The sequence below is a fragment of the Acidovorax sp. LjRoot129 genome (genome assembly GCF_964253765.1).
Taxonomy (GTDB): domain Bacteria; phylum Pseudomonadota; class Gammaproteobacteria; order Burkholderiales; family Burkholderiaceae_C; genus Acidovorax.
Genome location: NZ_CAXUSE020000001.1, coordinates 5103437 through 5130110, shown reverse-complemented (window position 1 = coordinate 5130110; position 26674 = coordinate 5103437). Strand labels below are relative to the sequence as shown.

At 69.0% G+C, this 26674-nt stretch carries 29 protein-coding genes; 13 read left to right on the top strand and 16 right to left on the bottom strand.

Going from position 1 to position 26674, the window contains the following annotated elements; translation table 11 throughout:
• Window positions 1-169: 169 nt before the first annotated feature.
• Window positions 170-745, bottom strand: coding sequence for a flavin reductase family protein (locus ACSQ3Q_RS23525; protein ID WP_436136719.1), 576 nt, complete (start codon window positions 743-745; stop codon window positions 170-172).
• 297 nt (window positions 746-1042) lie between these two features.
• Between ACSQ3Q_RS23525 and ACSQ3Q_RS23520 the strand changes: the two genes are divergently transcribed.
• Window positions 1043-1423, top strand: a complete 381-nt coding sequence (locus ACSQ3Q_RS23520) for a VOC family protein (RefSeq protein WP_436136718.1) — start codon at window positions 1043-1045, stop codon at window positions 1421-1423.
• 13 nt (window positions 1424-1436) lie between these two features.
• On the opposite strand, the gene ACSQ3Q_RS23515 is transcribed toward ACSQ3Q_RS23520, so the two are convergent.
• Both ACSQ3Q_RS23515 and ACSQ3Q_RS23510 read right to left on the bottom strand, forming a co-directional pair.
• Window positions 1437-2159, bottom strand: coding sequence for a Vgb family protein (locus tag ACSQ3Q_RS23515; protein WP_436136717.1), 723 nt, complete (start codon window positions 2157-2159; stop codon window positions 1437-1439).
• A gap of 67 nt (window positions 2160-2226) precedes the next feature.
• A complete protein-coding gene (locus ACSQ3Q_RS23510) occupies window positions 2227-3462 on the bottom strand; it encodes a helix-turn-helix domain-containing protein (RefSeq protein ID WP_436136716.1) in 1236 nt (411 codons plus the stop codon).
• Window positions 3463-3586: 124 nt separating this feature from the next.
• Here ACSQ3Q_RS23510 and ACSQ3Q_RS23505 point away from each other — a divergent pair, with 124 nt between their 5' ends.
• From ACSQ3Q_RS23505 to ACSQ3Q_RS23495, 3 genes are all read left to right on the top strand, one after another.
• Window positions 3587-4195, top strand: coding sequence for a class I SAM-dependent methyltransferase (locus ACSQ3Q_RS23505; protein ID WP_436136715.1), 609 nt, complete (start codon window positions 3587-3589; stop codon window positions 4193-4195).
• Complete coding sequence (locus tag ACSQ3Q_RS23500) at window positions 4192-5028, top strand: tRNA-uridine aminocarboxypropyltransferase (RefSeq protein ID WP_436136714.1); 837 nt, start codon at window positions 4192-4194, stop codon at window positions 5026-5028. Before ACSQ3Q_RS23505 ends, ACSQ3Q_RS23500 begins: the two co-directional genes overlap by 4 nt.
• Window positions 5029-5245: 217 nt before the next feature.
• Entirely contained in the window at window positions 5246-5662 is a 417-nt protein-coding gene (locus ACSQ3Q_RS23495; RefSeq protein WP_436136713.1) for a hypothetical protein, read from the top strand.
• 124 nt (window positions 5663-5786) lie between these two features.
• Here ACSQ3Q_RS23495 and ACSQ3Q_RS23490 read toward each other — a convergent pair whose 3' ends face one another.
• Window positions 5787-6638 carry a hypothetical protein gene (locus ACSQ3Q_RS23490; RefSeq protein ID WP_436136712.1) on the bottom strand — a complete coding sequence of 284 codons (852 nt, stop codon included), beginning with the start codon at window positions 6636-6638 and terminating at the stop codon, window positions 5787-5789.
• A 185-nt stretch (window positions 6639-6823) separates the two neighbouring features.
• Here ACSQ3Q_RS23490 and ACSQ3Q_RS23485 point away from each other — a divergent pair, with 185 nt between their 5' ends.
• Entirely contained in the window at window positions 6824-7699 is an 876-nt protein-coding gene (locus tag ACSQ3Q_RS23485) for a PA4780 family RIO1-like protein kinase (protein ID WP_436136711.1), read from the top strand.
• A gap of 88 nt (window positions 7700-7787) precedes the next feature.
• Here ACSQ3Q_RS23485 and ACSQ3Q_RS23480 read toward each other — a convergent pair whose 3' ends face one another.
• The gene (locus ACSQ3Q_RS23480) at window positions 7788-8453 is read right to left on the bottom strand and encodes a DNA-3-methyladenine glycosylase (RefSeq protein WP_436136710.1); all 666 of its coding nucleotides are present in this window, start codon (window positions 8451-8453) and stop codon (window positions 7788-7790) included.
• A 283-nt stretch (window positions 8454-8736) separates the two neighbouring features.
• On the opposite strand from ACSQ3Q_RS23480, the gene ACSQ3Q_RS23475 reads away from it, so the two are divergent.
• Both ACSQ3Q_RS23475 and ACSQ3Q_RS23470 read left to right on the top strand, forming a co-directional pair.
• Window positions 8737-9222, top strand: coding sequence for a GNAT family N-acetyltransferase (locus ACSQ3Q_RS23475; protein ID WP_436136709.1), 486 nt, complete (start codon window positions 8737-8739; stop codon window positions 9220-9222).
• A 188-nt stretch (window positions 9223-9410) separates the two neighbouring features.
• Complete coding sequence (locus ACSQ3Q_RS23470; protein WP_436136708.1) at window positions 9411-9662, top strand: hypothetical protein; 252 nt, start codon at window positions 9411-9413, stop codon at window positions 9660-9662.
• Between the two features lie 62 nt (window positions 9663-9724).
• Here the strand turns inward: ACSQ3Q_RS23470 and ACSQ3Q_RS23465 are convergent, their stop codons facing one another.
• Both ACSQ3Q_RS23465 and ACSQ3Q_RS23460 read right to left on the bottom strand, forming a co-directional pair.
• Window positions 9725-10639: a DMT family transporter gene (locus ACSQ3Q_RS23465; protein WP_436136707.1), complete on the bottom strand. Its 915-nt coding sequence runs from the start codon at window positions 10637-10639 to the stop codon at window positions 9725-9727.
• A 73-nt stretch (window positions 10640-10712) separates the two neighbouring features.
• Window positions 10713-11615: a helix-turn-helix domain-containing protein gene (locus ACSQ3Q_RS23460; RefSeq protein WP_436136706.1), complete on the bottom strand. Its 903-nt coding sequence runs from the start codon at window positions 11613-11615 to the stop codon at window positions 10713-10715.
• Window positions 11616-11711: 96 nt separating this feature from the next.
• On the opposite strand from ACSQ3Q_RS23460, the gene ACSQ3Q_RS23455 reads away from it, so the two are divergent.
• A complete protein-coding gene (locus ACSQ3Q_RS23455; protein WP_436136705.1) occupies window positions 11712-12284 on the top strand; it encodes a DUF1439 domain-containing protein in 573 nt (190 codons plus the stop codon).
• A gap of 105 nt (window positions 12285-12389) precedes the next feature.
• On the opposite strand, the gene ACSQ3Q_RS23450 is transcribed toward ACSQ3Q_RS23455, so the two are convergent.
• Entirely contained in the window at window positions 12390-13442 is a 1053-nt protein-coding gene (locus ACSQ3Q_RS23450; RefSeq protein WP_436136704.1) for a serine hydrolase domain-containing protein, read from the bottom strand.
• Between the two features lie 314 nt (window positions 13443-13756).
• Between ACSQ3Q_RS23450 and ACSQ3Q_RS23445 the strand changes: the two genes are divergently transcribed.
• Window positions 13757-14353: an exopolysaccharide biosynthesis protein gene (locus tag ACSQ3Q_RS23445; RefSeq protein WP_436136703.1), complete on the top strand. Its 597-nt coding sequence runs from the start codon at window positions 13757-13759 to the stop codon at window positions 14351-14353.
• Window positions 14354-14406: 53 nt separating this feature from the next.
• On the opposite strand, the gene ACSQ3Q_RS23440 is transcribed toward ACSQ3Q_RS23445, so the two are convergent.
• Window positions 14407-15330, bottom strand: a complete 924-nt coding sequence (locus ACSQ3Q_RS23440; protein WP_436136702.1) for a LysR family transcriptional regulator — start codon at window positions 15328-15330, stop codon at window positions 14407-14409.
• A 145-nt stretch (window positions 15331-15475) separates the two neighbouring features.
• On the opposite strand from ACSQ3Q_RS23440, the gene ACSQ3Q_RS23435 reads away from it, so the two are divergent.
• A complete protein-coding gene (locus tag ACSQ3Q_RS23435; RefSeq protein WP_436136701.1) occupies window positions 15476-16264 on the top strand; it encodes an SDR family oxidoreductase in 789 nt (262 codons plus the stop codon).
• A gap of 33 nt (window positions 16265-16297) precedes the next feature.
• On the opposite strand, the gene ACSQ3Q_RS23430 is transcribed toward ACSQ3Q_RS23435, so the two are convergent.
• The gene (locus tag ACSQ3Q_RS23430; RefSeq protein ID WP_436136700.1) at window positions 16298-17293 is read right to left on the bottom strand and encodes a LysR family transcriptional regulator; all 996 of its coding nucleotides are present in this window, start codon (window positions 17291-17293) and stop codon (window positions 16298-16300) included.
• Between the two features lie 186 nt (window positions 17294-17479).
• On the opposite strand from ACSQ3Q_RS23430, the gene ACSQ3Q_RS23425 reads away from it, so the two are divergent.
• The 3 genes from ACSQ3Q_RS23425 (at window position 17480) to ACSQ3Q_RS23415 (ending at window position 20121) form a co-directional block, all read left to right on the top strand.
• Window positions 17480-18379 (top strand): oxidoreductase, encoded by a 900-nt coding sequence (locus ACSQ3Q_RS23425; protein ID WP_436136699.1) that lies wholly within the window; start codon window positions 17480-17482, stop codon window positions 18377-18379.
• Between the two features lie 279 nt (window positions 18380-18658).
• Window positions 18659-19687, top strand: coding sequence for an SDR family oxidoreductase (locus tag ACSQ3Q_RS23420; protein ID WP_436136698.1), 1029 nt, complete (start codon window positions 18659-18661; stop codon window positions 19685-19687).
• A 14-nt stretch (window positions 19688-19701) separates the two neighbouring features.
• Window positions 19702-20121 carry a hypothetical protein gene (locus ACSQ3Q_RS23415; RefSeq protein ID WP_436136697.1) on the top strand — a complete coding sequence of 140 codons (420 nt, stop codon included), beginning with the start codon at window positions 19702-19704 and terminating at the stop codon, window positions 20119-20121.
• Between the two features lie 61 nt (window positions 20122-20182).
• Here the strand turns inward: ACSQ3Q_RS23415 and ACSQ3Q_RS23410 are convergent, their stop codons facing one another.
• From ACSQ3Q_RS23410 to ACSQ3Q_RS23385, 6 genes are all read right to left on the bottom strand, one after another.
• Window positions 20183-22528, bottom strand: a complete 2346-nt coding sequence (locus ACSQ3Q_RS23410) for a xanthine dehydrogenase family protein molybdopterin-binding subunit (RefSeq protein ID WP_436136696.1) — start codon at window positions 22526-22528, stop codon at window positions 20183-20185.
• The gene (locus ACSQ3Q_RS23405) at window positions 22525-23613 is read right to left on the bottom strand and encodes an FAD binding domain-containing protein (protein ID WP_436136695.1); all 1089 of its coding nucleotides are present in this window, start codon (window positions 23611-23613) and stop codon (window positions 22525-22527) included. The genes ACSQ3Q_RS23410 and ACSQ3Q_RS23405 overlap by 4 nt, the downstream gene beginning before the upstream one ends.
• Window positions 23610-24254, bottom strand: coding sequence for a (2Fe-2S)-binding protein (locus ACSQ3Q_RS23400; protein WP_436137063.1), 645 nt, complete (start codon window positions 24252-24254; stop codon window positions 23610-23612). Before ACSQ3Q_RS23400 ends, ACSQ3Q_RS23405 begins: the two co-directional genes overlap by 4 nt.
• A gap of 233 nt (window positions 24255-24487) precedes the next feature.
• The gene (locus tag ACSQ3Q_RS23395; RefSeq protein ID WP_436136694.1) at window positions 24488-25033 is read right to left on the bottom strand and encodes a hypothetical protein; all 546 of its coding nucleotides are present in this window, start codon (window positions 25031-25033) and stop codon (window positions 24488-24490) included.
• A gap of 82 nt (window positions 25034-25115) precedes the next feature.
• A complete protein-coding gene (locus ACSQ3Q_RS23390) occupies window positions 25116-25751 on the bottom strand; it encodes a glutathione S-transferase family protein (RefSeq protein WP_436136693.1) in 636 nt (211 codons plus the stop codon).
• 39 nt (window positions 25752-25790) lie between these two features.
• Window positions 25791-26651 (bottom strand): NIPSNAP family protein, encoded by an 861-nt coding sequence (locus ACSQ3Q_RS23385; protein ID WP_436136692.1) that lies wholly within the window; start codon window positions 26649-26651, stop codon window positions 25791-25793.
• Between the last annotated feature and the right edge of the window lie 23 nt (window positions 26652-26674).

Below are 26674 nucleotides of genomic sequence, written 5' to 3'. Positions count from 1 at the left end.
TTGATATGGTGCAGCAAGCTGCTGCTAATCACAGGGAAGGGCACACGCTGTGCGATGGCTGTTCCGGGGTGGATGCAGCTTGCTGCGGCGCACGTCTCAACGGCACCGCTGCCCCATGACTGCAGCCGCGGCTGCATCACCGTTGCTCCCCGGGCATCGGACCGGGTCCCTACACCCGCACCGACGCCCCCGTCGCATAAAACTGCCCGCCCGCCACGTAGTGCAGCGTGCGCAGTGCATCGGGTGCGCTGTCGAACTCCCAGTGCCCGTTGCGGAACACGCGCTCGTCTGCCCAGGCGGCCACCACTTCGCCGATGAAGAGGTCGTAGGCCTGCTGGTTGTGCGGCTCGGGGATCACGCGGCACAGCAGCCAGCCGGCGCAGCCTTGCACCAGCGGTGTAGCGTGGCCGGGCGCGTGAAACAGCTCCACGCCGTGCTGCTGCAGTTTGTCGGGATGGGTCTTGGCGCTGTCGGTGCCAATCGCCACGGTCATCGCGGCCATGGCCACCGTGGGCAGCTGCATCGCGAACTCGCCGCTGGCCTCCACCAGCTCGCGCGTGCGGGTGGCCTTGTCGAGCACCACCGTCACCTTGGGCGGTGAAAAATCCAGCGCGCAGGCCCAGGCTGCGGCCATCACGTTGTGCTGATCAGCATGTGCCGCCGACACCAGCACGGTGGGGCCGTGGTTGAGCAGGCGGTAAGCCTTGTCGAGCGGGACGGGGGTGAAGTGCAGGTTGGGTGGCATGGGATGCGGTTGGTGCAGTGGACGCAAAGAAGTCGTGGGCTGTGGCGGCGGGTGCGCTTCCGGATGACGCGTTTTTCTAAACGCTATCAATTTAATAGCTATAAACGTTTGTTGAATAAGCGTTGGAGGCCATTTTTTCTTCAAATTTGGCCCCGCTGCAGCCTCGGACCGCTGCGGTCCGCCGCGTAGCCAAGCGCGGCGGCCAATATACCGACGACGCCGCGGCGCACCGGCCAGCACGTAACATCCCCCCGCACACAACCTGCCCCCATCGGGGCGCTAACGGAGACAAGCAATATGTTCAGTCATGTGATGGTCGGAGTGAACGACCTGGAGGTGTCCAAGAAGTTCTACGACGCGCTGCTCGGCACCTTGAGCGTGCCACCCGGCGTGGCCAACAAGAACCGCTATTTCTACCGCGGTCCCAGCGGCACCTTCTGCATCTCCACCCCCATCAACGGCGAGGCCGCCACGTTTGCCAATGGCGGCACCATCGGGTTTGCGATGCAGTCGCCCGAGCAGGCCGACGCCTTTCATGCTGCAGGTGTGGCCCACGGCGGAACCACCTGCGAAGACCCGCCGGGCTGGCGCGAAGGTCCGTCGGGCAAGCTGTACCTGGCGTACTTGCGCGACCCGGATGGCAACAAGCTCTGCGCACTGCACCGCCCGCCCAAGTGATGACTCCGGCGGCTCAGGCGCTGGGCGCCCTCGGCCGGCGCACGGCGCGCACCTTGCCGCTGCCGCCGCCACCGGCGTAGAACAGGTCGGCGCCATCGGATTCAAGCCCGCTCACGCCCATGCCCTGCGGCATGTCGAGCTGCTGCAGCACCGCGCCGCTGGTAGGGTTGATGTGGCGCAGCGTGCTTTCTTCACCCTCCCAGGTGCCGTGCCACAGCTCGCCTTCCACCCAGGTCACACCGGTCACAAAACGGTCGGATTCAATGGTGCGGCGGATGGTGCCCGTGGCGGGGTCGATCTGGTGGATCTTGCGATCGCGGTATTGGCCCACCCACAGGCTGCCTTCAGCCCAGGTCAGGCCGGAATCATTGCCGCCGCCCGGCGCGGGAATGGTGGCTAGCACCTGGCCGGTGGCGGGGTCGATCTTGTCGATGCGCGATTCAGCGATCTGGTAGATGTGGGTGCCGTCAAACGCCGTGCCTGCGTCGCAGACCACGTTGAGCGTGCGCGTGGTGGCGCCACTCGCCGGGTCAAAACCCACCAGCTGTTCACCCGTGGCGGCCCACACGCGCTGGCCGTCGTAGGTCACACCGTGGATGGCGCTGGCTTTGTCAAACGGGCCGTATTCGCGCACCACCTCGGCGGGGGCACGGGCCGCGATGGGCAGGTATTGGTGGGATGGCGGGGTGCCGGCAAGGTCGCTGCTGCAGGCGGTGTCGTGGGTGGCTGTGGTCATGTCGGTGGCTCCTGGGTGGGTGTCCGGTGCACGGCAATGGGCGTGTGCGTTGGGCGGTGAAGCCACTTTAGGCAAACGGCTGCGCAGCAGGGAGTAACAAGATCGTCGTGAATCCCACCAGCGGCGCAGCCAGCCAGCGCCGGGCCCGCGCCTTTCCGATGGCGCGCACGCGGCCGGTGGCTTCCAGGTCGGCCAATGCGCGCTGCACGGTGCGCTGGCTGTCGCCCAGGGCCAGCGCCAGGGCGGATGTGGACCAGGCCGCGCCGTCTGCCAGCAGCGCCACCAGCGCGCCCTGTTCGCCCTCCACCGGCGGCGCCAGCACGGCCACATCGCGCCCACCGTGGGGCCGCAGCACAAAGCCGCGCGGCGTGGCCTCTATGCCAGCCAGCGGCGCGATCAATGCGCGCAGTCGGCCGATTTCCACGCGCAGTCGGGCGCGGTGAGTTTCGTCGGGGTGGCGCGTGCGGAAGACGTTGGCGATCAAGGCTTCGCGGTCCACATCGCCGGGCCACGCCTCGGCCAGTGCACGCACCAGTGCAAACAGCACGGGGCGGCGCGCCAGCGGCTGCCGTAGCTCGCCTGCGCGCACGCCATGCCGGCAGGCGTCCACCACCATCTGCATGGGGGATGCCAGAAGCGCTGCCACGTCGTCCAGCCGCAGCATCTGTTCAGCGCCATTGGCAAGGCGGCGAGCGGCGGGCTGGTGGAGCAATGCATGGGCCTGCGCCACCTCGGCCAGCAGGGCGGGCACGCCCGATTGGTCCGCCGCCAGTTGCGCGCGCTGCAAGGCTGTGCGAGCCGCATCGATGTGCAATGAGCGAAGCGCCAATTCTGCGGCGGCCAGTTCGGCCACTGCGACAAGCGAGGCGGGCCGTCGTGTTGCCGGATCGGCGGTTTGAGCGCTTGCCAGCGCAGCCGAGGCGTCGTCCAGCTGGCCCAGCAAGATCAGCTTGCGCGCCGCCACCAGCCGGGCCTGCAGCGCGTTGGCAATGTCACCGTGGGCCTGCAGGATCGCGGCGGCAGCCATCAGCGTGTGGGTGGGACCGGCCAGGTCGCGCAGGGCCAAGGCCACCTCCGCCTCGGCCACCACACAGCGCGCGCGGGCCACGGGCTCGTGCGCGCCAAAGCCGCGAGCGGCGCGGCGCAAAAGTTCGCGGGCGCGTGGGTGCTCGCCCAGCTGGGCCATGGCAATGCCGCGCAAAGCCAGGGCCGGTGGGTCGTCGCGCAGGGCCACGCGCTGCAAGGCGGTGAGTGCATCGCCAGCGGCCAGCGCGCGGGCGGCGGCGGAGATCAGCGAATCCATGGGGCGACAGACTACCGCAGCGTGCCGCTGCGATGGCACGCCAGCATGCGTGGGGGATACTTGGCCGCTTCGCTTTGCCGCCCACCGGGTGGTGCGCATCCCCCAAAGACACGAGGACCCGCCTTTGAAATCCGCCAGCGCCACCACCTTCGACGAGGCCTACTACCAGCGCTTTTACTTCGACAAGAAGACCAGCGTGGTGGACCCGGCGCACATGGAGCGCCTGGGCACTTTTGTGTGCAGCTACCTCAAGTATTTGCGCGTGCCGGTCAAGCGGGTGCTCGACGTAGGCTGCGGCATTGGCCTGTGGAAGGACATCATGGCGCAGCACTTTCCGCTGGCCAGCTACCAGGGCGTGGAGATCAGCCCCTACCTGTGCGAACGCTTTGGCTGGCAGCAGGGTTCGGTGGTGGACTATGCGGCCAGCGAGCCATTTGACTTGGTGATTTGCCAGGGCGTGTTGCCCTACCTGAGCCCGCCCGACCTGAAAACTGCACTGCACAACCTGGGCCGCCTGAGCAAAGGCGCGCTGTACGTCGAGGCCGTCTCGCGCGAGGACTACGAGCGCGACATCATCGACGAAGACCTGACCGACAACCGCGTGTTCCGCCACCGCGCCGAGCTGTACCGGCGCGGCTTGCAAGAGGGCGCGATCGAGCTCGGCGGCGGAGTGTGGCTCAGCCGCAAGGCCGACCTGCCGCTGTTTGCGCTCGAACAAGCGGGCGGGCAGTGACGGCGCTCGATCCCAACTTGAACGCCTTCGCGCGGCATGCCCTACCGCACGCCGTATCCCGCTTGCGCACTGAGCGTCTGGCCCGCAGCGCCAAGCCCTTTTTGGCGCGCGGCGGCATCAAGGGCGAGCGGTGTCCGGGCTGCCGCCTGGTGCCCAGCCATTGCCTGTGCAGTGTGCGCCCCGTGGTGCCCACCCGCGCGGGCATGTGCCTGCTCATGGCTGACATCGAGCCGCTCAAGCCCAGCAACACAGGCTGGCTGATCGCCGACGTGGTGCCCGACACGTTTGCCTTTGGCTGGGCGCGCACCGAAGTGCAGCCCGGTCTGCTAGCGCTGCTGGCCGACCCGCAGTGGCAGCCGTATGTGGTGTTCCCGGGCGAGTTTGTCGATGCGGCGCGCGTGGTGACACAGTTGCCGCCGGCCGATGATCTTGCGGTGGGCGATGTCGCAATTACAGCCGCAGGTGCCGCACCGCGCCCGCTCTTCATCCTGCTCGACGCCACCTGGCCCGAGGCACGCAAGATGTTCCGCAAGAGCCCGTACCTCGACCGCTTTCCGGTGCTGAGTTTGCAGAGCGAACAGATCTCGCGCTATCGGCTGCGCCGCTCCACGCGCGACGACCATTTCTGCACGTCCGAGGTCGCATCGTTGTGCCTGGAGCTCGCGGGCGAGACGCATGCGGCGCAGGCACTAGAGGCGTACCTCGACGTGTTCACGCACCACTACCTGCAGTCCAAACACCAGCTGCCGGTGGATTGGGCTGATGCGCTGCACCAGCGGCTGCGCAGGGTGGTGATGGACGGCAGCACGCACGACCCGTCCGTGGGCTCATAAGGACCAGCGCGCGCCACAAGGCAGCGCTGAGGGGCGGGCTTTCCGGGGCCTGCGCCTGCATGACGTCTTGCCAAAAATGCATGGCTGCGTGGGCCCGGCACGGCCAGTGCGCGGCGGTGTTGGCAGCACAATTTGAAGCGCTTGCGCCGCATTGCCAGGGAGGGGCAGCGGCCGCAAGTTCCAAGAACAGGCTTCAAGCCATCATTGAAAGAGCACCTTGAAAAAACACACTCTGTTGATTGCAATCCTCGGCCTGGCCGCCGCATCGTTGGCCCACGCCGGCAAAGCCGAGCGCGACTTTTACACCGCGGAGGTGGTTCCTGCCGTCAAGACCGCCGCCAGCACCCTCAAGCAGTCGTGCGGCTGCCATGTGAAGATGCATGTGAAGCAGGGCAGCTTTCAAACCGTCGACCAACTGCGCCAAGTGCGCAACGCCGCTGGCGTCATCGTCGACAACAGTCCGCGCCACTGCAACGATGCCCCGTCCAAAGCGGCCGTGTGCAAACTCAAGACGCTGGAATTTGCCCGCACCGGCACCACCGATTTCAGGTTTTCTGCGGGCAAGGGTGCGATCACCCTGGACGCCACTTCCTACCCCAGCTGGGACATGCTGGCCGCCAAGCTGGACCAGTAGGCGGCAGCCCTGCGGCTCGCGTACCCAACGCCCCGACACCGCTTGTGTGGTGCGGGGCGTTGGTGTTTGTGGGTGCCGTTAAGCGGCCAGGCTGGCGCGCAGTGTTCGCCGCAGTGGCCCCGCCTCAGCGCGCAGCAGCACCTGCCGCAATGCGGTTTTGCACGGCCTTGTCGATACCGTCCGGCTCCAGGTACGGGCTGCACGACTGGTACAGCGCAAAGCGCTTCTCGGGCGATGCACCGACCAGCTCGGCCGACACCTCGGGCGCGGATTTCTTCAGCGTGTCCAGGTGGAAATCGCCCTCGCTAGGGTGCAGCTCCACCGCGGCACCGATCACTGCCGCGGCTGCCGAGCGCATGCCCTCCTGCCGGTTCTTCACCACGCTCAGCGACAGCCCGTTGAACACATTGCCGCAGCGGATGAGGTCGATGGCCACGGCCTTGCGTGCGGCGGCCTGCGCGGGCGCGACCTGGCTTTGGTGCTGGCTGTCGAGGTACGCCCACACATCCAGCGGCGGTGTGCCCGGTGCGCATGCGCCCTGGTAGGTGCCGAACAAGGCCTTCTTTAACACCTGCGTGCCGGCCGGGGTTTGCGCGCCGCTGTCGATCACGAGCTTCTCGCCGTCGGCGTGCACCGTAAACTGGTACAGCTGTACGGCACTGCCGACGGCGCCCTGGGCGGGGCCGGTGCAGCTGGCCTTCCAGGTTTCGTGACCGGGCATCGGGCGGGCGGATTCGCTGATGGTGCAGGTGGTGCCGCGCTGTTGCATGGCCTGCTTCCAGGCTGTCGCTGTCAGACTGGCCATGTGCTGCTGCGTCACGCACACCACCGGCGTGGTGCCCAGTTCGGCGGCGTAGGCGCCGGGGCGAAACCCCGCGGCTGCCGCACTCATCACAGGCAACGCAGCCAGGGCGCAGCAGGCCAGCCAGAGGGATGGGCGGGCAGCGCGCGCAGCGTGCGCGATGGGGAAGGGCATGAAGGGAACTCCTGAAGAGAAGAAGGGGGGCGCTGACGCGACCGCGCGGGCTTGGCACTGCCCCCGCGGGCCCGGCGGATTGTCGTTCAACCCTGGCCCGCGCCAGGCCTTCTCTTGGGGTCCTGAAGGCCCTCGCAGCACCCTGCAGCGACAATGGCCAGTTCTCCCTCTTGCGCACACGACCGATGAAAGCACCTCCCCGCCTGCAGTCCCTGATCGAGGAAGGCCTGATCGACACCGTGGTTCGGCAGCTCATGAGCGGCAAGGAGGCCATGGTCTACGTGGTGCGCATTGGCGACGAAACCCGCTGCGCCAAGATCTACAAAGAGGCCAACAACCGCAGTTTTCGCCAGGCGGTCGACTACACCGAGAACCGCAAGGTCAAGAATTCGCGCTCGGCCCGCGCCATGGCCAAGGGCAGCAAGTTTGGCCGGCAAGAACAAGAAGCCGCCTGGCAAAGCGCTGAAGTCGATGCGCTCTACCGCTTGGCCGCCGCGGGCGTGCGGGTGCCGCAGCCCTTCAACTTTCACGACGGCGTGCTGCTCATGGAGCTGGTGACCGACGCCCACGGCGACGCGGCCCCACGATTGAACGACGTGAGCTTCAGCCCCGAGGACGCCCGCACCCACCACGCGACACTGGTGGCCGAGGTGGTGCGCATGTTGTGCGCCGGCGTGGTCCATGGCGACCTGTCCGAGTTCAACATCCTGCTGGCCCACCTGCCAGGCGCTGACGGTGAGCCCGGCGCCGACGGCCCGGTCATCATAGACCTGCCGCAGGCGGTGGATGCCGCCGGCAACAACCACGCCCAGCGCATGCTGCTGCGCGACGTGGCCAACCTGCGCGAATTCTTCGGCCAGTTCGCGCCCGAGCTGCGCAGCACGCAGTACGGCCCCGAGATCTGGAGCCTGTACCAAAGCGGTCTGCTGACCAACGAGACCCCGCTCACCGGCCGCTATGCGCCCACCCACGTCGATGTGGACATGCAGGCCGTGCTGCGCGAGATTGACGACGCGCGGGACGAAGACGCCGCGCGCAGGCTGCGCATGGCTGCGGGCTGACCGTGGCGCCATCTGGGAGCCTGCGCGGCAGAAGGAGCATCGGCTGCAACGCGCGACAAACCGGTCTCGTGCCGGCTCCTAGCTGGACTCAGGCCGCGCCGCTGGCTTGGGTGCGGCCGCCGGGCGCCCCAAACGCCCGGCTCAGATAGCGCGATCCGCGCAGGCCAAAACGCCAGGGCACATCCACCGCCTTCGAAATGCCGATGCGCGGGCCGGTCACCACATCGAGCGGGAATGCTGCCTCGGGCTCCAGCAGCGCAAACGGCGGCAGGTGCAGTGGCCGGCCGTTGAAACCGGCATCAATGCCCAGCGCCTGCGCCAGGCGCCCCGGGCCTGCACACAGCAGGCGCACGTCCTCTAGCCCGCGCCGCGCCCGCATGGCATCAATGCCATGGGTGGGCTCCAGCGCGCGCAGCAGCACGCCAGCGCCGTGCCCGGCCTCGCGGCACACGGTGTTCACGCACCAATGCAGCCCGTACGAGCGGTAGACATACGCACACCCGGGCGGGCCGAACATGGCCGCGTTGCGCGCGGTGGGCCCGCCAAAGGTGTGCGACGCCGCATCGGCCTGGTCGTAGGCCTCGGTCTCCACGATGCGGCCGCCCACGCCATCGACCAGCAAGGTCACGCCGATCAGGCGCTGCGCCACCTCGTGCGCCGGGGCGGCGAAATCGATGGCGGCCAGCACGAGGGGCGACGGGCTGGGCGCGGTGGCTGGCGTGGAGGACTTGGCGGGAGCGGGGCTAGCGGGCATGCGGCCGATGCTATCGGCACGGTGCGGGCCGGCGCGGTGGTGGCGCGCCCAAGCTGCTGTGCGCCACGGCCTACGCGGTCGGTCTCTGTCAGCCACCGCGCCCAGGCCCGTCTGCGGGCTACGCAGTGCCTGGAACTGCATGGAGCAGCGCGGCCGGCGCCTTGCGGCACAATCGCGCCCTTTTCGGCGCAGTGCGCGTGGCCTCCTTGTGCCCCGTGCCGCCGCCTGGCGCCGTGCGCCCAGCCGGTCGCTGCCCCGTCCGATCCGCCTTCACCTTTTGCCCATGCCCTCGATCCTCATCCGCAATTTCCGCCCCGGCGACGAGGCCGCGCTGCGCGCCGTCTTCCATGCGTCGGTGCACGGCCTGGCCCGCCAGCACTACACCCCTGAACAGCGCGACGCCTGGGCGCCCCAGCAGCACGACCCCGCGCAGTGGGCCGAGCGCATGCAGGCCAACCAGCCCTACGTCGCGCAGATGGACGGCAGCGAGGCGTTGGCAGGCTTTGCCGACCTGCAGCCCACAGGCTACATCGACCAGTTTTTTGTGTCCCCGGCCTTTGCCGGGCAGGGCGTGGCGCGTGCGCTCATGGACCACCTGTATGCGCAGGCGCGGCAGCGCGGCATCCCGCGGCTGTGGGCGCATGTGAGCCTCACGGCCGAGCCGTTTTTTGCGGCACAGGGTTTTACCGTGCAAGAGCGCCGCGAAGTCGAGCGTGCGGGCGTGGTGCTGCGCAACGCGCTCATGGACAAAACTCTCGCCCAGAGCTGACCGCTATATATTTAATAGCTATCAGTGCTTACAGATAAAGCGCTGGAGGCCTCTGGAGCCTCAAAAATGCCGTGGCAATGCGGCACCACCACCCGGGCGGACCACTGCCCGGCCCCGGTTCGCACTACAGTCATCCCCCCAGCCGGGCCGCCAACCGCCCCTTCGAACACGACAAAAGAAAGCCTCCCATGACGAAAGACCTCGCGCGCCAGAACGAACTCAAACCCATGTCGCTGTGCGAGCCCTGCCAGGGCATTCAGCGCAACTGGCGCAAGGCGCCCGGCCACGCCGAGCTGGTGCAGCGCGGCAACCGCCAGGAAGAGCGCGGCGACGGCACCGTCACCATCACCCGCTACGTGTGCGACCGCTGCGGTACGGCGTGGGAATACGAGAACGACAGGAACAACCAGAAAGCGGGCTGGTCGGTGGTAGGGCGGTAACTGCCTGGTCCGGCGCGCACCGGCCGGACTCTCGGGCGCTGCACGCTGCAGGCAGCGCTGTGTCAGCGCTCCCGCACGGCTCTGCCAGTCGCCGCCAGCACCATCGCCACCAGCACACAACCGAGCCCCGCCCACTGCCAGGCGCGCACCGACTCGCCAAGCACCACCACGGACAGCAGCAGCGCCGACACCGGCAGCCAGACCGTGGCGAGCGACGCGCGCACGCCGCTGGTGCAGGCGCTGCCCGCGTACCACAGCAAGAACCCTCCCACTGTGGGCACCCACGCGTAGTACAGCACCCCCCACAACGCTGGCGCGGGCGTGGCGATGAGGGATGCGGCCCCACTGCCGCGCGCCAGCCACCAGGCTGGCAACAACGACAGCACCAACCCGCCAGCCGACATCAGCGTGGACATCGCCAGCGCAGGGATGGGCCGCGACAGGCGCTTGTTGGCGAGGATGAACACCGCCTCGCACGCCACAGCGGCCAGCACCAGCGCAATGCCGGTGAGCCGCGTGGCGCCCGCAGCCGGGCCGGTGCCGGCCTCGGGCGTGAACGCCACGGCCATCACGCCCAGCGTGGCCAGTGCAATCGCCACCATCAGCCGCGCGCCGGGCCGCTCGCCCAGCAGCAGGGTCGAGAACAGCGCCGCTGCCGCAGGCAGCGTGCCGGCCACGATGCCGGCGTCGGACGCGCTGGCCAGCGTCACGCCCAGGATGAGCAGCACCGAATAGCCCACGCTGCCGGCCGCCGCCTGCACGGTGAGGAGCACCGCGTCGCGCCGGCCCACGCGCGGCAGCCGCTGGCCGCGCCAGCGCATCAGCGCAAAAAACACTGGCAGTGCCAGCGCGTGCCGCAACACGGTGGCGAGAAACGGCTCGATGTCCTGCCCGATGATCTTGCTGACCACCACCGTGCTGCCCACAAGCACCATCGCCAGGCTGCACAGCAGCTGGCCCTTGAATGAATCCGACATGAACGACACCCTTGCTGAAGTGATGAGAAATCAGCGGGCAGTCTCGAAGGTTGGGCGCCCTGGGTCTTGAACGTTATTGCGCGCGCAATGCCCGATGCGCCTTTTGCCACGCGCCGGGCGTAAAGCCGAACTGCCGCGCAAAGATGCGCGTCATGTGGCTCTGGTCGGAAAAGCCGCTGGCGGCTGCGGCATCGGCCAGGCTGGCGCCGCGGCGGATCAGGTGGCGGCTGCGTTCGGCGCGCTGCTGCAGCAACCATGCGTGTGGTGGCAGGCCGTAAGCGTCGGCAAACCGGCGCAGCAGCTGGTAGCGGCTCAGACCCGCCCACGCGGCCATCTGCGCCAGCGTGGGGGGCGCCAACGGGGCATCTGCCAGCCAGTCGCGCACCTGCTGCAGCGCCGTGGCTGCGTGGACCGTGCCATCCGGCACCGGGGCCAGGTTGGCGTGGTGGCGCAGCAGCAGGGCGCAGGTCTGGGCCAGCGATTCCTCGCAGGCCAGGCGGTGTACGGCGCTGGTCGCGGTGGCCGGAGGCGGTCCGTGCGGGGCGAGCAAGCCCTGCGCATTCCAGTGCGCCACGCGGGTGACCAGCGTGTGCAGCGCCTGGGCCAGGGCGGCATCCTGGATGACCGGGCGCGTGAACGCGATGTCGCCCTGGCCCGCCGCGCCACCGTGCTCCTCGGCGGCCAGCGCGTGCAGCGCGCCGGGCTCCACGTAAAGCATGCGCCAGCGGCGCGACGTGCTGCCCAGCGGCTGGCCGTCGTGCACCTCGCCCGGGTTGGTGGTGATGAGGTCGCCCGCGTAGGCATCCACCTGGCCGCGCCCGCTGGCCGAGCTCTGCGCGCCGTGGTCCAGCAGGCCCAGCCCGTAGACTGCGTGCCAGTGCCGGCCGTAGTGGCGGGAACTTTCAGCCTGTGTGCAGTACACACCTTGCCAGGGCGATGCGAAAACCTGGCGCTGGTGAAGGGGTGGCTGCGTCATGCCGCAGATTATTGCGGGGCTCCGCCCTTGCCACTGCGACCGCCGCCGCAACCGCGCCGAGCCCGGCCCTCTCCACCCCACAAAGGACCTCTCTCCATGGTGTACCGCAGACGTTTTTTGGGCACCGCACTGCGCAGCCTGGCCGTTGGCGCCACGGCGCTGGCCGGGTTGCAGGCGGCCTATGCCCAGCCCAGCTACACCGTGCCGCTGGAGCAGTTGCAGGAGGCGGTAGCGCAGAAGTTTCCGCGCAGCGTGCCGGTGCAGGGCTTGCTGGACTTGACCCTGCAGGCCCCACGCCTGCGCCTGTTGCCCGAGGTCAACCGGATCGGCGCATTGATGGCCGTGGACGCCGCGGGCGCCGCCCTGCGCCGCAGCCACGCGGGCAGTTTTGATGTGGAGTTTGCGCTGCGCTACGAGCCCAGCGACCGCACGTTGCGCGCGCACCAGATCAAGCTCGGGCGGCTGGACTTCCCTACCCTCAAGCCTGCCGTCAACGAGCTGATCAACGCCTACGGCCCGGTGCTGGCCGCGCAGTCGCTGGGCGAGGTCACGCTGCACCAGCTGCGCCCGCAGGACACGGCCGTGTTCGACGGCATGGGGCTGCAGCCCGGGCCGATTACCGTGACGGCCAAGGGGCTGACGGTGGCGTTTGTGAACAAGCAGCCATGATCTGGGTGGCGAGAGTTTGCTATTGATTGTGTAGCTAATAGCGATTGCTGAATAAGCGCTAGATGCCTATTTGATTCAAATTGCGGCCCGCACAACCTGAAGCCGTTAGCGCGGCTCGCTCTGCGCGCGTTTCTGCGCCGCCCCAAACGCCTGCGTGCGGATCCACTGCAGCGCATGCCCGCGCTGCTGGCTGCCGCCCGACACGCCGGACGTGGTCGCCACGACCAGATCAAGCGGCGGGTACACCCAGATGAACTGGCCGCCGTACCCGCTGGCCATGAAGGTTGGGCGCGGTTCGGCCGACGGCACCACCCACCACAGGTAGCCGTACGACAGGCCCACCGGCGGCCCGCCCGCGTTCTGCACCTTCACCGAGGCATCGGCAAACACCTCGGGCACCAGCGGCTGGCCGTTCCACTGCCCGCGCTGCAGGTACAGCTGGCCGAGCTTGGCCATGTCCAGCGTGCGCAGGTGGAGGCCGCGCTGGTACGAAGGCTCGGCAAAACCCATCGGGCCGATGAGCTGCTGGCGCGCGTAGTCGGCCAACGGCATGCCCGTGGCCTTCTCGAGCACGGCGCTGAGCAGCGGCACCACCGAGTTGTCGTACGCAAACGTCTTGCCCGGCTCGCTGGCCAGCGGGCGCGCCCAGGCATCGCGCGGCGCCAGCGCTGGGGCGGTGCCGCCGGCGTCGTTCACCGCGAAGCCGGCCGTGAGCGTGAGCAAGTGGCGCAGCGTGATGCCCGCGGCGCGCGGGTCGGAGTTGGCGGCGGCCCAGTCCGGCACCAGGTCCAGCACGCGCTGGTCCACGCTGGCGATGCGGCCCTGCGCGAGGGCTGTGCCCAGCAGCACCGACAGCGCGCTCTTGGCGGCCGACTGCGTGTCGCGTAGCCGGGCCGCGTCGCCATCGCGGTAAAACGAATACACCACGCGCCCGCGCTGCACCACCACGGCGCTGTGCACGTCGGTGAACTGTTGGGCTAGTGCGGTGTCTGCCGCCTGGAAGGCCGCAATGTCGAGCACCTGCTCGGCCGCGGTCGGTGCCTCACGCCACAGCCAGGCGCCGGTGGTGGCCGGCTGGGCCAGCACGGCGGCGTGGCCGAGGCAGGCCAGCAGGCTTGCGGCGATGTGGGAGGAAAGGCAGGTCCAGCGAGGGTGCATGCGGGGCTCCTTCAAGCGGTGAAGCAGATGGTGCCGCAGTGTAGAAGCGGGCAGCTTTGCGTGAGCCAAAGGCAGCCACCACGGCACCCTGCAGCACGCGCGCTGCCTCGGCTGCGGCGGCAACGGGCAGCGTGCTGTCCGGGCGGTCATGCTGCGTGGTTCCGCGGCGCGTGCGGGTACGGGATAGGAACAGATGGCGGGTGACTGTGCGATGGGGCGATCAGCGGGACGCGCACTGTGACGCCAGCACCTCCCACACCACCATGCGCCCCTGTCTGGCACTGGCGCCACTGCGGCCTGCGCATGCTCACCGCATGACGCCCTCCCACGTGCCCGGCCCGGAAAGCCTGGGCGACATCCTCGACCGGTTTGAAGAACTTGCAGAGCAAGAGAGCCGCGTCGCCGTGGCCGATATGGTCGATGCCGTGGGCACGCGCAGCTACGGGCCGTTCCTCATCGTGCCGGCCTTGATTGAGCTGTCGCCCATCGGCGGCGTGCCCGGCGTGCCGACGGCCCTGGCCGCGCTGGTGGCGCTGTTTGCGGTGCAGATGCTGTTGGGGCGCCGGCGCTTGTGGATGCCCGGTTGGGTCGCGCGGCGGGGCCTGGCTGCGCCGCGGCTTACGCGGCTGGTGGCGGCCGTGCGGCCCATGGCAGAGCGCGTGGACCGGTGGTTTCACGGCCGTCTGCGTGCGCTCACCTCGGGCGTGGGCGTGCGTGTGGCGGCGCTGGCCTGCATTGCGCTGGCGATGCTGGTGCCGCCGCTGGAGCTGTTTCCGTTTGCCAGTTCGGCGCCCATGGGCGCGATTGCGCTGATCGGGCTGGCGCTGCTGGTGCGCGATGGCGCGCTGATGGTGCTGGCTTCGCTGCTGGCCGGTGGCGCGGTGTGGCTGCTGGTCTCGCTGGTGTTCTGACACGCGCCCCACGCCTCTCAACGCCTTTCAACGCCCATTTCGCCCCAACCGCGTCAGTCGCCGCGCACCCGCTCGGCATAGCCACGCTGCGCAAACTGCTCCACCACAAAGTCGACGAACACCCGGGTGCGCGCGGGCAGCAGCTTCTTGCTCGGGTAGTAGATCGATCCCGGCCCCCTGTCCACCCACCAGCCGGGCAACACGCGCACCAGGTCCCCGCGCGCGAGCCAGGGCTGTACAAAGGGCATGGGCAGCACGGCCAGCCCCAGGCCCATCAGCGCGGCCTGGCACATGGCCTCGGGGTCGTCAAACACGATGCGCGGGCGCAGTTCGGCCACGCCGGCATCGCCCGCCTTGTTGCGCAGCGTGGTCACCGGCACGCGCCCGGTGCGGATGGCGCGGCGCACGATGCCGTCCCACTGCGCCAGGTCCGCCGGCTGGCGCGGCGCCTTGCGGCCGTGGAGCAGCGCGGGCGCGCCCACCACCACCAGGTGCACCGGGCCCAGCGTGCGCGCCACCATGTCCGGGTGCAGGTTCACACCGCCGCCAATGCCCGCGTCAAACCCCTCGGCGATCAGGTCGACCTGCCGGTTCTCGAAACGCCAGTCGGGCTGGATGTCCGGGTAGCGCTGCAAAAACTCACCGAGCAGCGGCACCAGGTAGGCCCGGCCAAACGCCTGGCCCATGCTCACCTTGAGCGTGCCCGCAGGCTGCTGCTCGGCCTCGGCCGCGTGGTCCACCGCGTCGGCCAGTGCGACCAGCGGCGCGCTGATCTGCGCGAGCAGGCGCTGCCCGCCTTCTGTGAGCGCCAGGCGTCTTGTGCTGCGCTGAAACAGCCGCACTCCCAGCCCCGCCTCCAGCCGCGCAACGTTCTTGCTGACCGCTGCGGGCGTCAGGCCCATGAGCCGCGCGGCGGCAGAAAAGCTGCCGGACTCGGCGGACTTCACGAATGATTCGAGGTGGCTGAGGGGCTGCATGCGGGCGATTGTGGCGCCTTGTATTTTCAACCCAGGGTTGTAAGCGCCACAGCCGATTCATGGCTACCGCCAATGCAATAGTTTTTCGACACTGCAGGTGTTGTCGTCTTTTGCTTCGCTTTTTCAACACCTTGTGGAGAGCCCCATGACCAGCGTTTCCGTGACCCCTTCTTCCCACCCCGCCAGCGGCCAGCTCGCCGGCAAGGCCGCGTTTGTCACCGGCGGCGCACGCGGCATTGGCGTCGCCATCGTACGGCGCCTGGCGCGCGACGGCGCTGCCGTGGCGTTCACCTACAGCAGCTCCGATGCACCGGCCAAGGAGCTGGCCGCAGCCATCGAAGCAGACGGTGGCCGCGCGCTGGCGATCCGCGCCGACAGCACCGATGCCGCTGCGGTCCAGGCCGCCATCGATGCTGCAGCCAGCGCGTTCGGGCGCCTGGACATCCTCGTCAACAACGCAGGTGTCGCGGTGGCGGGCGATTTTGAAAGCTATGCGCTGGCCGACTTCGACCGCACGGTGGCCGTCAACGTGCGTGGCGTGTTCGTCGCCACGCAGGCCGCCGTGCGCCACATGGGCCAGGGCGGCGCCTACGGCCGCGTCATCAACATGGGCAGCACCAATTCGGACCGCGTGCCATGGGCGGGCTTTAGCGTGTATGCCATGAGCAAGGCCGCCATCGTCGGCCTGACCAAGGGCCTGGCGCGCGACCTGGGGCCGCGCGGCATCACCGTGAACAACGTGCAGCCCGGCCCGGTCGACACCGACATGAACCCCGCCCACGGCCCGCTGGCAGGCAACATGCATTCGATGATGGCGCTGTCTCGGCATGCACACCCCGACGAGATCGCGGGCATGGTGGCCTATCTGGCCGGGCCGGAGTCGGACATGGTGACGGGCGCGAGTTTGCTCATCGACGGCGGGTTTGCGGCCTGATCCACTGCGGGCCGCCTGCGGCCACGCGTGGCCTCAGCGCGCCTTGCTGGCCGCCGTGCTACTGCGGCGCGGGCGCCGCTTGGTGCCTGCTGCCGCAGCCGCAAGCTCGTGCGGCGCCAGCGTGTACGCCGGGTTGTTGGCCACCATCTCCACCGCCAGGTCGATGAACGCCCGCACCCGCGCCGGCTGCGCGGTGCGGCTGCCGTAGTACACGTACAGCGCCAAGTGCTCGGCCACGTGCTGCGTGAGCAGCGGCACCAGCTGCCCGCTGCGCACCAGCGGCGCGGCGGTGATGCCGATCAGCTGGCCCACCGCGTGGCCGCCCACCACGGCGCGGGCTTCGGCCTCGATGTCGTTGGTGCAAAAGGCCGGGGCAATGTTGTGCGCCACGATGTCGTCCCCCACCTGAAACTCCCAGGGCATCGACTTGCCCGTGGCCGCATGGCGAAAGCCCGTGCAGCGGTGCTGGGCCAGCTCTTCGATCGTGGCGGGCGCGCCGTGCCGCGCGATGTAGGCCGGCGCGGCGCACACCAGCAGCTGCAGCGTGAGCAGCCGCCGCGCCACCACGCCGCCCTCGGGCGGGTAGCCCGACCGAAAGCCCACGTCCACGCGGTCTTCCACCCAGTTGCCGATGCGGTCGTCGAGCTGCACGTCCGGCTCAACCCGCGGGTGGCGGCGGCAGAACTCGTCGAGCACGGGCCAGATCACCTCGAGCAGGATGGAGCGTGGCGCCACGATGCGCAGCGGCCCCGCCATCTCCTCACGCCCGCGCCGTGCGCCGTGCACCGCCTGCTGCAGCGTGGCCAGGCCGGGCTGGGCCGAGACCAGAAACTGCTGCCCCTCTTCGGTCAGGCTCAGGCTGCGCGTGGTGCGGTGAAACAGCCGCACGCCCAGGTGCGATTCGAGCTGCACCAGCAGCTGGCTGGACGCCTGGGGCGTGATGCCTTGCGCGCCCGCGGCCTGGCGCAGGCTGCCCAGTTCGGCCGCTTTGACAAAGTTGGCGATGGCGCGCAGTTCATTGATGGCCATGGTGGGGGGCTTGGGGGATTGACAAGCTGTGCTTGCGAATGAATCCACCAATTATGGGCTAGTCGCATGCCAATAGGGTGCCTACATTTCACCGCCATGGGCACCGGACTGGCGCTGCCTTCGCAGCCCTGCCAGGCCCATCCATCCGTCTATCCATTTGCCATCGACCTGCCTCAAGGATTCACCATGACTGCTGCTGTTTCTTCTTTGCCCACTTCCTCACCATCCACGTCATCCCGCGTCTGGCTGATCACCGGCGCCTCGCGCGGCATCGGCGCACGCATTGCCGAGGCCGCGCTCGCGCAGGGCGATGTGGTAGTCGCCACGGCCCGCGATGCCGCGTCCATCGAAAAGCGCTTTGGCGTACAGAAGGCGCTGTTGCCCCTGGCGCTCGACGTGACCGACGAAGCCCAGGCACGCAATGTTGTGGGTGCTGCGCTCGACCGCTTTGGCCGCATCGACGTGCTGGTCAACAACGCGGGCTACGGCCTGCTGGGCGCGGTGGAGGAGGCCACGGCCGACGAGGTGCGGCGCCTGTACGACACCAACGTGTTCGGCCTGCTGCACGTGACGCGTGCGGTGCTGCCCGCGATGCGCGCGCAGCGCTCGGGCCATGTGATCAACATTTCGTCGCTGGGCGGGGTGCAGTCGGCCGCAGGTTTTGGCCTGTACTGCTCCACCAAGTTCGCGGTGGAAGGCATCAGCGAAGCCCTGCATGCCGAGCTGGCGCCGCTGGGCATCCACACCACGGTGGTGGAGCCGGGTTACTTTCGCACCGAGTTCCTGGATGGGGCATCGCTGGCCGTATCGCCCCGCGTGCTGGACGACTACGCGCCCACCGCCGGCGCCGTGCGCGAGGCCGCGCGCCGCATCAACCTGAACCAGCCCGGTGACCCCGTGCGCCTGGCCCAGGCCGTGATGCAGCTCGCCGCCAGCGCCACCCCGCCGCTGCGCCTGCCACTGGGCACGGACACGCTGCAGACCATCGCCGACAAACACGTCTTTGTGGAGAAGGAAACCGCGCAGTGGCGTGTGCTGGCGGCGTCGACGGATTTCCCGAAAGAAGCGGAGCAAAAAGCGGCTTGAAAAGGTTTGCTATTCAATATGTAGCACAAAACCTATATGGATAAAGCGCTGGCGGCCATTTTTGCTTGAAATCAGACTGCGCACGGCGCCGCGCGCGGTGGCACGGGCTCCGGGCCGGCTTCTGGCCGCCGTCCTACACCCCCGGCGGCACAGGCGGACTACAACCGGGACAGGGCGTGGCCAAGCTCCCACACGCCGGCCAGCCCTGCCGGCCCCGCCCCGGGGCCGCGGCCCGGTGGGCCGGCCACTGCAACCTGCGTTTTCCCTTCGATCGAATCCATGGCTTTTTTGTCGAAATCTGCTTCGTCCTCTTCCTCAGATCCTCCGCCCCATGCTGCGTCACCCAGCACCGGCTCCGCGCAGGTGGTGGTCATCACCGGCGCCTCCAGCGGCATCGGCCACGCCACCGCGCTGGCGTTTGCACGCCGCGGCGCACGCCTGGTGCTGGCGGCGCGCAATGCCGACACCCTGGCCCCCGTGGCCATGGCCTGCCGCGAGGCCGGCGCCACGGCAGCCCTGGGCGTCCCCACCGATGTGACCGATGCCGACGCGGTGGCGCGCCTGGCCGATACCGCCCTGCGCCACTACGGCCGCATCGACGTATGGGTGAACGGCGTGGGTGTGGGCGCCGTGGGACGGTTTGACCAGACGCCGCTGGCCGCGCACCGCCGCGTGGTCGAGGCGAACCTGCTCGGCCACCTGCATGGCGCGCATGTGGCGCTGCGCCACTTTCGCGAACGCGGCCGGGGCACGCTCATCAACATGATTTCGGCCGGCGGCTGGGTGCCCTCGCCCTACGCGGCGGCGTACACCGCCAGCAAGTTCGGGCTGCGGGGCTTGTCCGAAGCGCTGCGCGCCGAGGTGTCCCACCTGCCAGAGGTCCATGTGTGCGATGTGGCGCCGACGTTTGTCGATTCGCCCGGGCTTTCGCACGGCGCTAACTACACCGGCCGCAACCTGCAGCCGCGCATCCCGCTGCTGGACCCTGAACGTGTGGCCAACGCCGTGGCCGCCCTGGCCGACCGGCCCCGCGCCGTGACCTGGCTGGGCGCGGCTGCGGCACCCGGCCGCCTGGTCCATGCCATCGCACCGCAGCGCCTGGGCGCCGTGATGCGCTGGGTGACCGAACGCGCGCTGCGCAGCGCACGCCCCGTGCCCGAGAGCGATGGCAACCTTTTTGTGCCCTCGCGCGGCACCAGCATCGATGGCGGCCAGCGCCGCGCGCAGCGCCACAGCGTGGGCCTGGTCGCCGCGCTGGGCGTGGCCGGGCTCGTAGTCGGCGTGTGGGCTGCCCGCCGCCGTCCATAGCAAGGAGTTTTCTTATGAACAGTTCTGCCCCTTCCTCTTCGCCATCTTCTTCCGTGGCTGACACCGCCACGGCTGAAGCCGCCTCGGCGCCCGCGGGCGTGCCCTTTGTGCTGTACGCACTCCAGGGCCGGGTGTACGCCAGCAACGTCAAACAAAAGCTGGTGGACCTGGGCCGCCTCAAGCCCGACGGGCAGGGCGGCACGTATTCCTATCTGCTCGACGGCGACAAGGCCACGGGCAGCGGCTTTGCCGATGCGCAAGAGGCGCTGGCGCACATCGCGCAGACGACCAGCTTTCTGTTCCTGGACGGCCAGTTCACCGCACTCGAAGACCTGGGCGGCACCGAGCGGCCTGACCTGGCCGATGCGCCCCGGCTCGAGGTGACGCTGGACCCGCTTGGCCGCGGCGAGAAGATGATCGACACGCAGGTGTAGATCAGCGTCGCCTTCCCACAATTGCGGCACAGGGCGAAAAAAGCGGCACGGGGCCGCTTTTTCACACACCCCGCGCGGCCACTGGCAGCACTGCCGTATCGCCCGCCGCCCAACCATCGCCTGGCGCCATTACCTTGTCCGGGGTCATGGGGGTGGAGCGCAGGCGCCGGCCCGTGGCGTGGTAGATGGCATTGCTGACGGCCGCCGCCACGCCCACGATCCCGATCTCGCCCACGCCCTTGGCGCCCAGGCGGCTCACGATGCGGTCGTCTTCCTCCACAAAGATGACATCAATGTCGTGGATGTCGGCGTTCACCGGCACGTGGTATTCACCGAGGTTGTGGTTCATGAACCGGCCCTGGGTGTGGTCGCACAGGGTTTCTTCGTGCAGGGCCTGGCTGATGCCCCACACGATGCCGCCCACGATCTGGCTGCGTGCGGTCTGCGCGCTCAGGATGCGGCCGGCAGCCACCGCGCTCACCACGCGCGTGACACGCACGGTGCCAAATTCCTCATCCACCCGCACCTCGCAGAACACCGCCGAATGGGTGGCCCGCACGTATTTTTTTTGCGTGAGGATGTGGGGCAGCATCAGGTACTTGTCCTCGATGCGCTCGTGCCCGGCCGCCGCCATCACCTGTGTCAGAGGCATGTGCGACGCGGGCACATCGCGCAGCTGGATGCCGCCGCCCACAAACTCCACCTGCCCAAGCCGCGAGCCGGCCAGGGGCGAGCCGGGCAGGGCGCGGGCCAGCTTCCAGAGCTGTTTTTGCAGCTTCTCACACACGCCTTGCACGGCCGAGCCCACGGTAGCCACGTGCGACGAGCCCCCTTCGATCGGCGCCACCGGCAGGCGCGAATCGCCCAAGCGGAACGTGACCTGCTCCAGCGGCAGTCCCATGGCCGCCGCCGCGATCATCGCCATTACCGTGTACGTGCCGGTGCCAATGTCGGTGGCGGCGCTCGCCACCTCCAGCCGGCCGTCGGCATGCAGCACGGCCTGCGCGCGGGCAAACATCTGCATCGCGTCCCACTGGCCCGTGGCCATGCCCCAGCCGATCAGCTCGTGGCCCTCGCGCATGCTGCGCGGCTCGGGGTTGCGCGCTGCCCAGCCAAACCGCTCGGCCGCCTGCTGGTAGCAGGCGCGCAGCTCCTTGGTGGAATAGGGCAGGTCCTTGGCAGCGTCGCGCTCGGCATAGTTTTTCAGGCGCAGGGCCAGCGGGTCCATCGCCAGCGCGCAGGCCAGTTCGTCCATCGCCACCTCCAGCGCATGCACGCCGTGGGCCGCGCCGGGCGCACGCATGTCCATGGGCGTGAAGTGGTCCAGCTCCACCAGCTTGTAGTCGAGCCGCACATTGGGGCAGTGATACAGCTGGCCGGACCAGTTCACCACCACCTCGCAGTAGTCCTCGGCACGCGAGGTCTCTGCGATGGCCTCGTGCACCACGCTTTGCAGGGTGCCGTCGGGCGCTGCGCCCAGCTTCACGCGCTGCCAGGTTTCGGGCCGGTGGCCAAAGGTGAACATCTGCTGGCGCGTGAGCACCACGCGCACCGAGCGCTTGAGGTGCAGCGTGGCCATCACCGCGAGGATGAGGTTGTATTGCGGCCTGAGCCCCGAGCCGAACGCACCGCCCACAAACGGGTTCTTCACCGTGACCTTGCGTTTGCCCAGACCGAACACGCGCGAAACCACCCAGCGGCAGTTCTGCGATCCCTGGGTCTTGTCGTAGATGGTCAGGTGCCCGTCGTCCCCCAGGATGACGGTGCTGGCATGCATCTCCAGGGGGTTGTGGTGCTCCACGCCGCTGTAGAACTCCGAATCCACCTTGACGGCGGCCTGCGCAAAGGCACCGTCGGCATCGCCCGTGGGTTTGGGCGGCGGCGAGTAGCCCGCCTTGAGCGTGGACGGCTCCTTGGCGCGGTCCAGATGGGCCACGAGGTTGGTCTCGTGGGGCACCGTTTCGTAGTGCAGGCGCACCAGCGAGGCGGCGTACCGGGCTGCCTCGAAACTCTCTGCGAGCACCAGCGCCACCGGCTGGCCGCTGTAGAGCACTTCGTCGCTCGCCAGCGGCTTGAAAGGCGAACCCGCGGGCGCCGTCATGTCCTTGTAGAACAGGTCCATCTTGCGGATGTGGGGCCGGTTCTCGTGCGTGAGGACGTCGAGCACGCCCGGCACAGCCCGCGCCTTCATCAGGTCGATGGCCGTGATGCGGCCCCGTGCCACGGTGCTGCTGACCACCACGCCCCACACCAGGTCGGCCGTGGGGTACTCGGCCGCATAGCGGGCCTGGCCCGTGACCTTGGCCACACCATCGATGCGGGGCAGCGCGTCGCCCAGCGCCACCGGGCCGGTGCCGGGCGGTGCGATGGGCTGCACCGGCTCTACAGAATGGAAGTAGGGGTTCATGCTGCAGCTCCGGACGGCGTGGGAGACATCTTGATCGGCCGCACGTTGGACACCGTGCCGGCTGCGGCCGTGGTCAGCGCCCGCACGATGGCGCGGCGTGCCAGCGGGATCTTGAACCCGTTGTGGCCCAGGCCCGTGCCCTGTGGCACCGCGCCTTCCAGCACCTGCGCCGCAGCGGCTGCGAACACGTCCGTGCCCGGGGCCTGGCCTTCCAGCAGGGCTTCTGCTTCGGGGCGCCGCCAGGGCTTGTGCGCCACGCCCCCCAGGGCGATGCGCGCGCGGCCAATCCGTCCTTCGCCATCGAGCTCCAGCGCGGCAGCTACCGAGGTGAGGGCAAAGGCATACGACGCGCGCTCGCGCAGCTTGAGGTAGACAGAGTGGCTGGCAAAGCCGCCCGGCGCGGGCAGGTCGATGTGGGTGATCAGTTCGTCGGGGCGCAGCACGGTGTCCAGGTCGGGTTGGTCGCCGGGCAGGCGGTGGAAATCGCTGAATGCGATCGTCCGCGGGGTGTCGGGGCCTTGCACATGCACCACCGCCTCCAGCGCGGCCAACGCTACGCACATGTCGGAGGGATGCACGGCGATGCAGTGGGCGCTGGCGCCCAGGATGGCGTGCTGGCGCGCCATGTTGCCCACGGCCGAGCAGCCACTGCCGGGCTCGCGCTTGTTGCACGGCGTGGCCGTGTCGTAGAAGTACACGCAGCGCGTGCGCTGCAGCAGGTTGCCGCCATTGCTGGCCATGTTGCGGATCTGCGGCGACGCGCCGGCCAGGATCGCGGACGACAGCAGCGGGTAGCGGCTGCGCACCAGCGGGTGGTAGGCCGTGGCGGCATTGCGCGCCAGGGCGCCCAGGCGCAGCCCGCCGTCGGGAAGCTCTTCGATCATGGCCAGGTCCAGGCGGTTGATGTCGACCAGCGTCGCGGGCCGCATCACGTTTTCCTTCATCAGGTCCAGCAGGTTCGTGCCGCCCGCCACCAGCCGGGCGTTGCCCGCAGCGGTGGTGGACGGGGGCAGCGGGCTGGCCATGCCCACCGCGGCAATGGCCGACTGGACCGAGGTGGCGGTGTGGAAGTGGAACGGGTTCATGCCGGCACCGTTCCCGTCACGACGGGTTCGTGCGCCGTGCGCGACGCGGCTGCATCGCCCTGCAGGCCCAGCGCCACCTGGCACACCGCCGCAGTGATCAGCGGGTAGGCGCCGCAGCGGCACAGGTTGCCGCTCATCAGCTCACGCACTTCGTCCACCGTCTGGGCTTCACCTTCGCGGATCAGGCCCACCGCAGAACACAGCTGCCCGGGTGTGCAGTAGCCGCACTGGAACGCGTCGTGCTGCATGAACGCTTTTTGCAACGGGTGCAGCGCGTGCACTTCATGCCGCTCCTGCGGGGCCTGCAACACGCCCTGCGCCGTGTCCGCTGGCATGGCCACATCGCGCGCAGTGCTCTCATCCTCCACGGTGGTGGCGTGCAGGTGGGCGAGCCCCTCGACCGTAGTCACCTCGCAGCCGTCACGCATCACCCCCAGCGTCAGGCACGACAGCATGCGCTCGCCATCGATGAGCACCGTGCACGCGCCACATTGGCCGTGGTCGCAGCCTTTTTTGGTGCCGGTGAGGTTGAGCCGGTCGCGCAGCACATCGAGCAGGCTCACCCAGGGTTCGATTTGCAGCGTGCGGTGCTCTCCGTTGACCCGCAGGCGCACGAGCTGGGCCGGCGGGGGAGGCGCCATAGCGTCTGTCAGTGCCTGCCCGCCGGCAGGAGGCGAAGAGGGCGGTGCGTAAGTGTGCATGCGGGTCTCCATCGGGGGCGCCGCCCGGCCGGTCCGGGAGGATCAGCGGCCCATTTTTGGAGTTTGTTGGCGAGTGCGCTGTCGGACGGAGCCTCTATCGCGGCCGGCTGCTTGCATGCACCGGCGCCGGCCTTGCCGAGCCTCCTGGCACCAGGACGCCGGCGGAGTGCCGGTCACACCGGGCGCGAAAACTCCATCACCCAGTTCATCTCCCACGTGTGGCCCTCGTCGGCCGAAAACGACTGCTGCCAGCGTGGCGCGCCGGTGTGCATCAGCGACCACTCAAACTGCACCAGGATCGGCCGGCCGCCCAGCACATCGCGGCCGTTGAAGATGCCCTTGCCGTCCGCAAAACCGCCCACCACCGGCGGCTGCAGCAAGCCCGTGGCCGCGTCCACGCCGCCCGTGGCGTTGTCCAGCCAGTAGATGCTCCAGCGCTGCGCAGCCGGGCTGAACACGCGCAGCGACATGCCCACATACCCTGGCTTCCAGGCGGCGGCAATGAAATCGTCGTAGTTGCCAATGCCGCCGGGCAGCGGCCGTGCATAGCCCGTGGCATCAAAGGTCTCCCATTCGGTGCAGCCGGCCAGCCGCTGCACCAGGCGCGTGTTGCGGATATGCCAGGGGCCCATGAGGAAGTCGAAGTCGCGGGCGCCGGTGGGGCCGGTGGCGGACGTGGCGAGGTTGGGGGGTGGAACTGCGGTGGGAGTGGAGGTCATGGTAATGGCGGGTTGGGGTTGGAAATTTGGGTGATGGCTGCGTCGGAGTCGGCATGGCGATGGACTGCTGTTGGGGCCTGGTTCAAGGCGCCGCGAGGGCCTTGTCCGGGTGGTCCCAGCCTGGCAGTGCGCTCAAGGACTTCAGCCACCGCGCCACGTTCGAAAAATCGGGCGCAGCAATGCCGGCCTGGTCCAGCCAGAAGAGGTAGCCCGCGCAGGCGATGTCCGCAATGGTCGGGCCAGAGGGCAACAGAAACTCGGTGCGCGCCAGCGTCTCGTCCAGCGTCTGCAGATCCGCCAGAACCCGCGCCCGGAGGTACGCCAGAACCTCGGCGGGCTGGGGCGCCCAACGGAGTGAAAAACGCAGGTTGGGCACGCTGAAGCCGATGCGGTTGGCCTCCCAGAACAGCCATTCCAGAACGGCACTGTGCTCGTCCGGTGTCCCGCCAAAAGCGCCCGTCCGCTGCGCTACATGCAGCAAGACCGCATTGGATTGGCACAGGGCCACGCCGCCGTCGATGAGCACCGGTACCTCGCCGAACCGGCTGGCGGCCACAAAGTCAGCGGGCCGTTCGGCGCGGGGAATGTCGAGCGCAATCGGCTGGTAGCGGTGGGGCACGTGCGACAGCAACAGCAGCAAGCGGACCTTGTACGAGTGGCCCGAATCCTCGTTGCCGTAGAGCAGCAGCGCAGGCGAGGTGGAGAGCGATGGGGTCATGCGCAGGTGTCCATAAATGGGGTCGCTCAGGCCGCCACCTCAGGCGTGCCAGGCCGAGCGCGCCGTGGGCTGCAGGCGGTGGGTTTCGGGCTCGCGCGCCAGCCAGGGGCTGAGGTCGGTCGCTACGCCGCGCGCCCACGCGGTGCTGGTGGCAAAGGCGTCGAGTGCCGCCTCGCGGCCGAACAGGGCCAGGCCCAACAGCACGTGTTCGCCTTCGCGCACCGGCAGCCGCGGGAAGGTGTTGGCGCTGGTCTCGGTGCAGTACCAGGCCACCTGGCGCGCGCCACCGCGCTGCAGCGTGGGTGCCATGCGGTGGCGGCAAAAATCCAGCAGCGCAGGCGTGGCGGCCTCGCGCAGGTAGAAGACGGTGGCGGCCAGCACGCCCGGCGCCGCGCCGCTGGCGCCCGGGGCGGGGCGGGGGTGCTGGGGCAGTGCGGCGGCGGCGCCGGGCCACGCGGGGCGCAGCAGCAGCACGTTGCCCGAGTCGATCATCGTTGCGTTGGCGGCGTTGCGGTGCGCGGCCCAGGTGGGCCCGCCGTAGAAGCCTTCGAGCGCGCGGCGGCGGGATTCCATGTCGGCAAATCCGCGCAGCCACACGAACAGGTCCGGCCGGTCCAGGTCGCGGAACTGGCCCAGCACGCGCAGGCCGTGGGCCTCCTGGGACTCGACAAATTCGCGGTCGAACAGGTCGATCAGCACATCGCGCTGGTGCGGGTGCAGCGTGTACTGGCGCAGCTCGACCACGGCGCAGTCTTCTGCGGAGGGTGGGCTTGCGCTGGGTATGGCTGTAGCGGGTGCGGCGGCATCCAGCGCGGTGGGGTGCGACGCGGCGGGGGATGTGGCGTGGGTGGTGGCGTGGGTGGTGGCGGGCGGAGCGGCCAGGGCGGTGTCGTCGTGCATGGGTTTCCTCGGTGGGCGTTCAT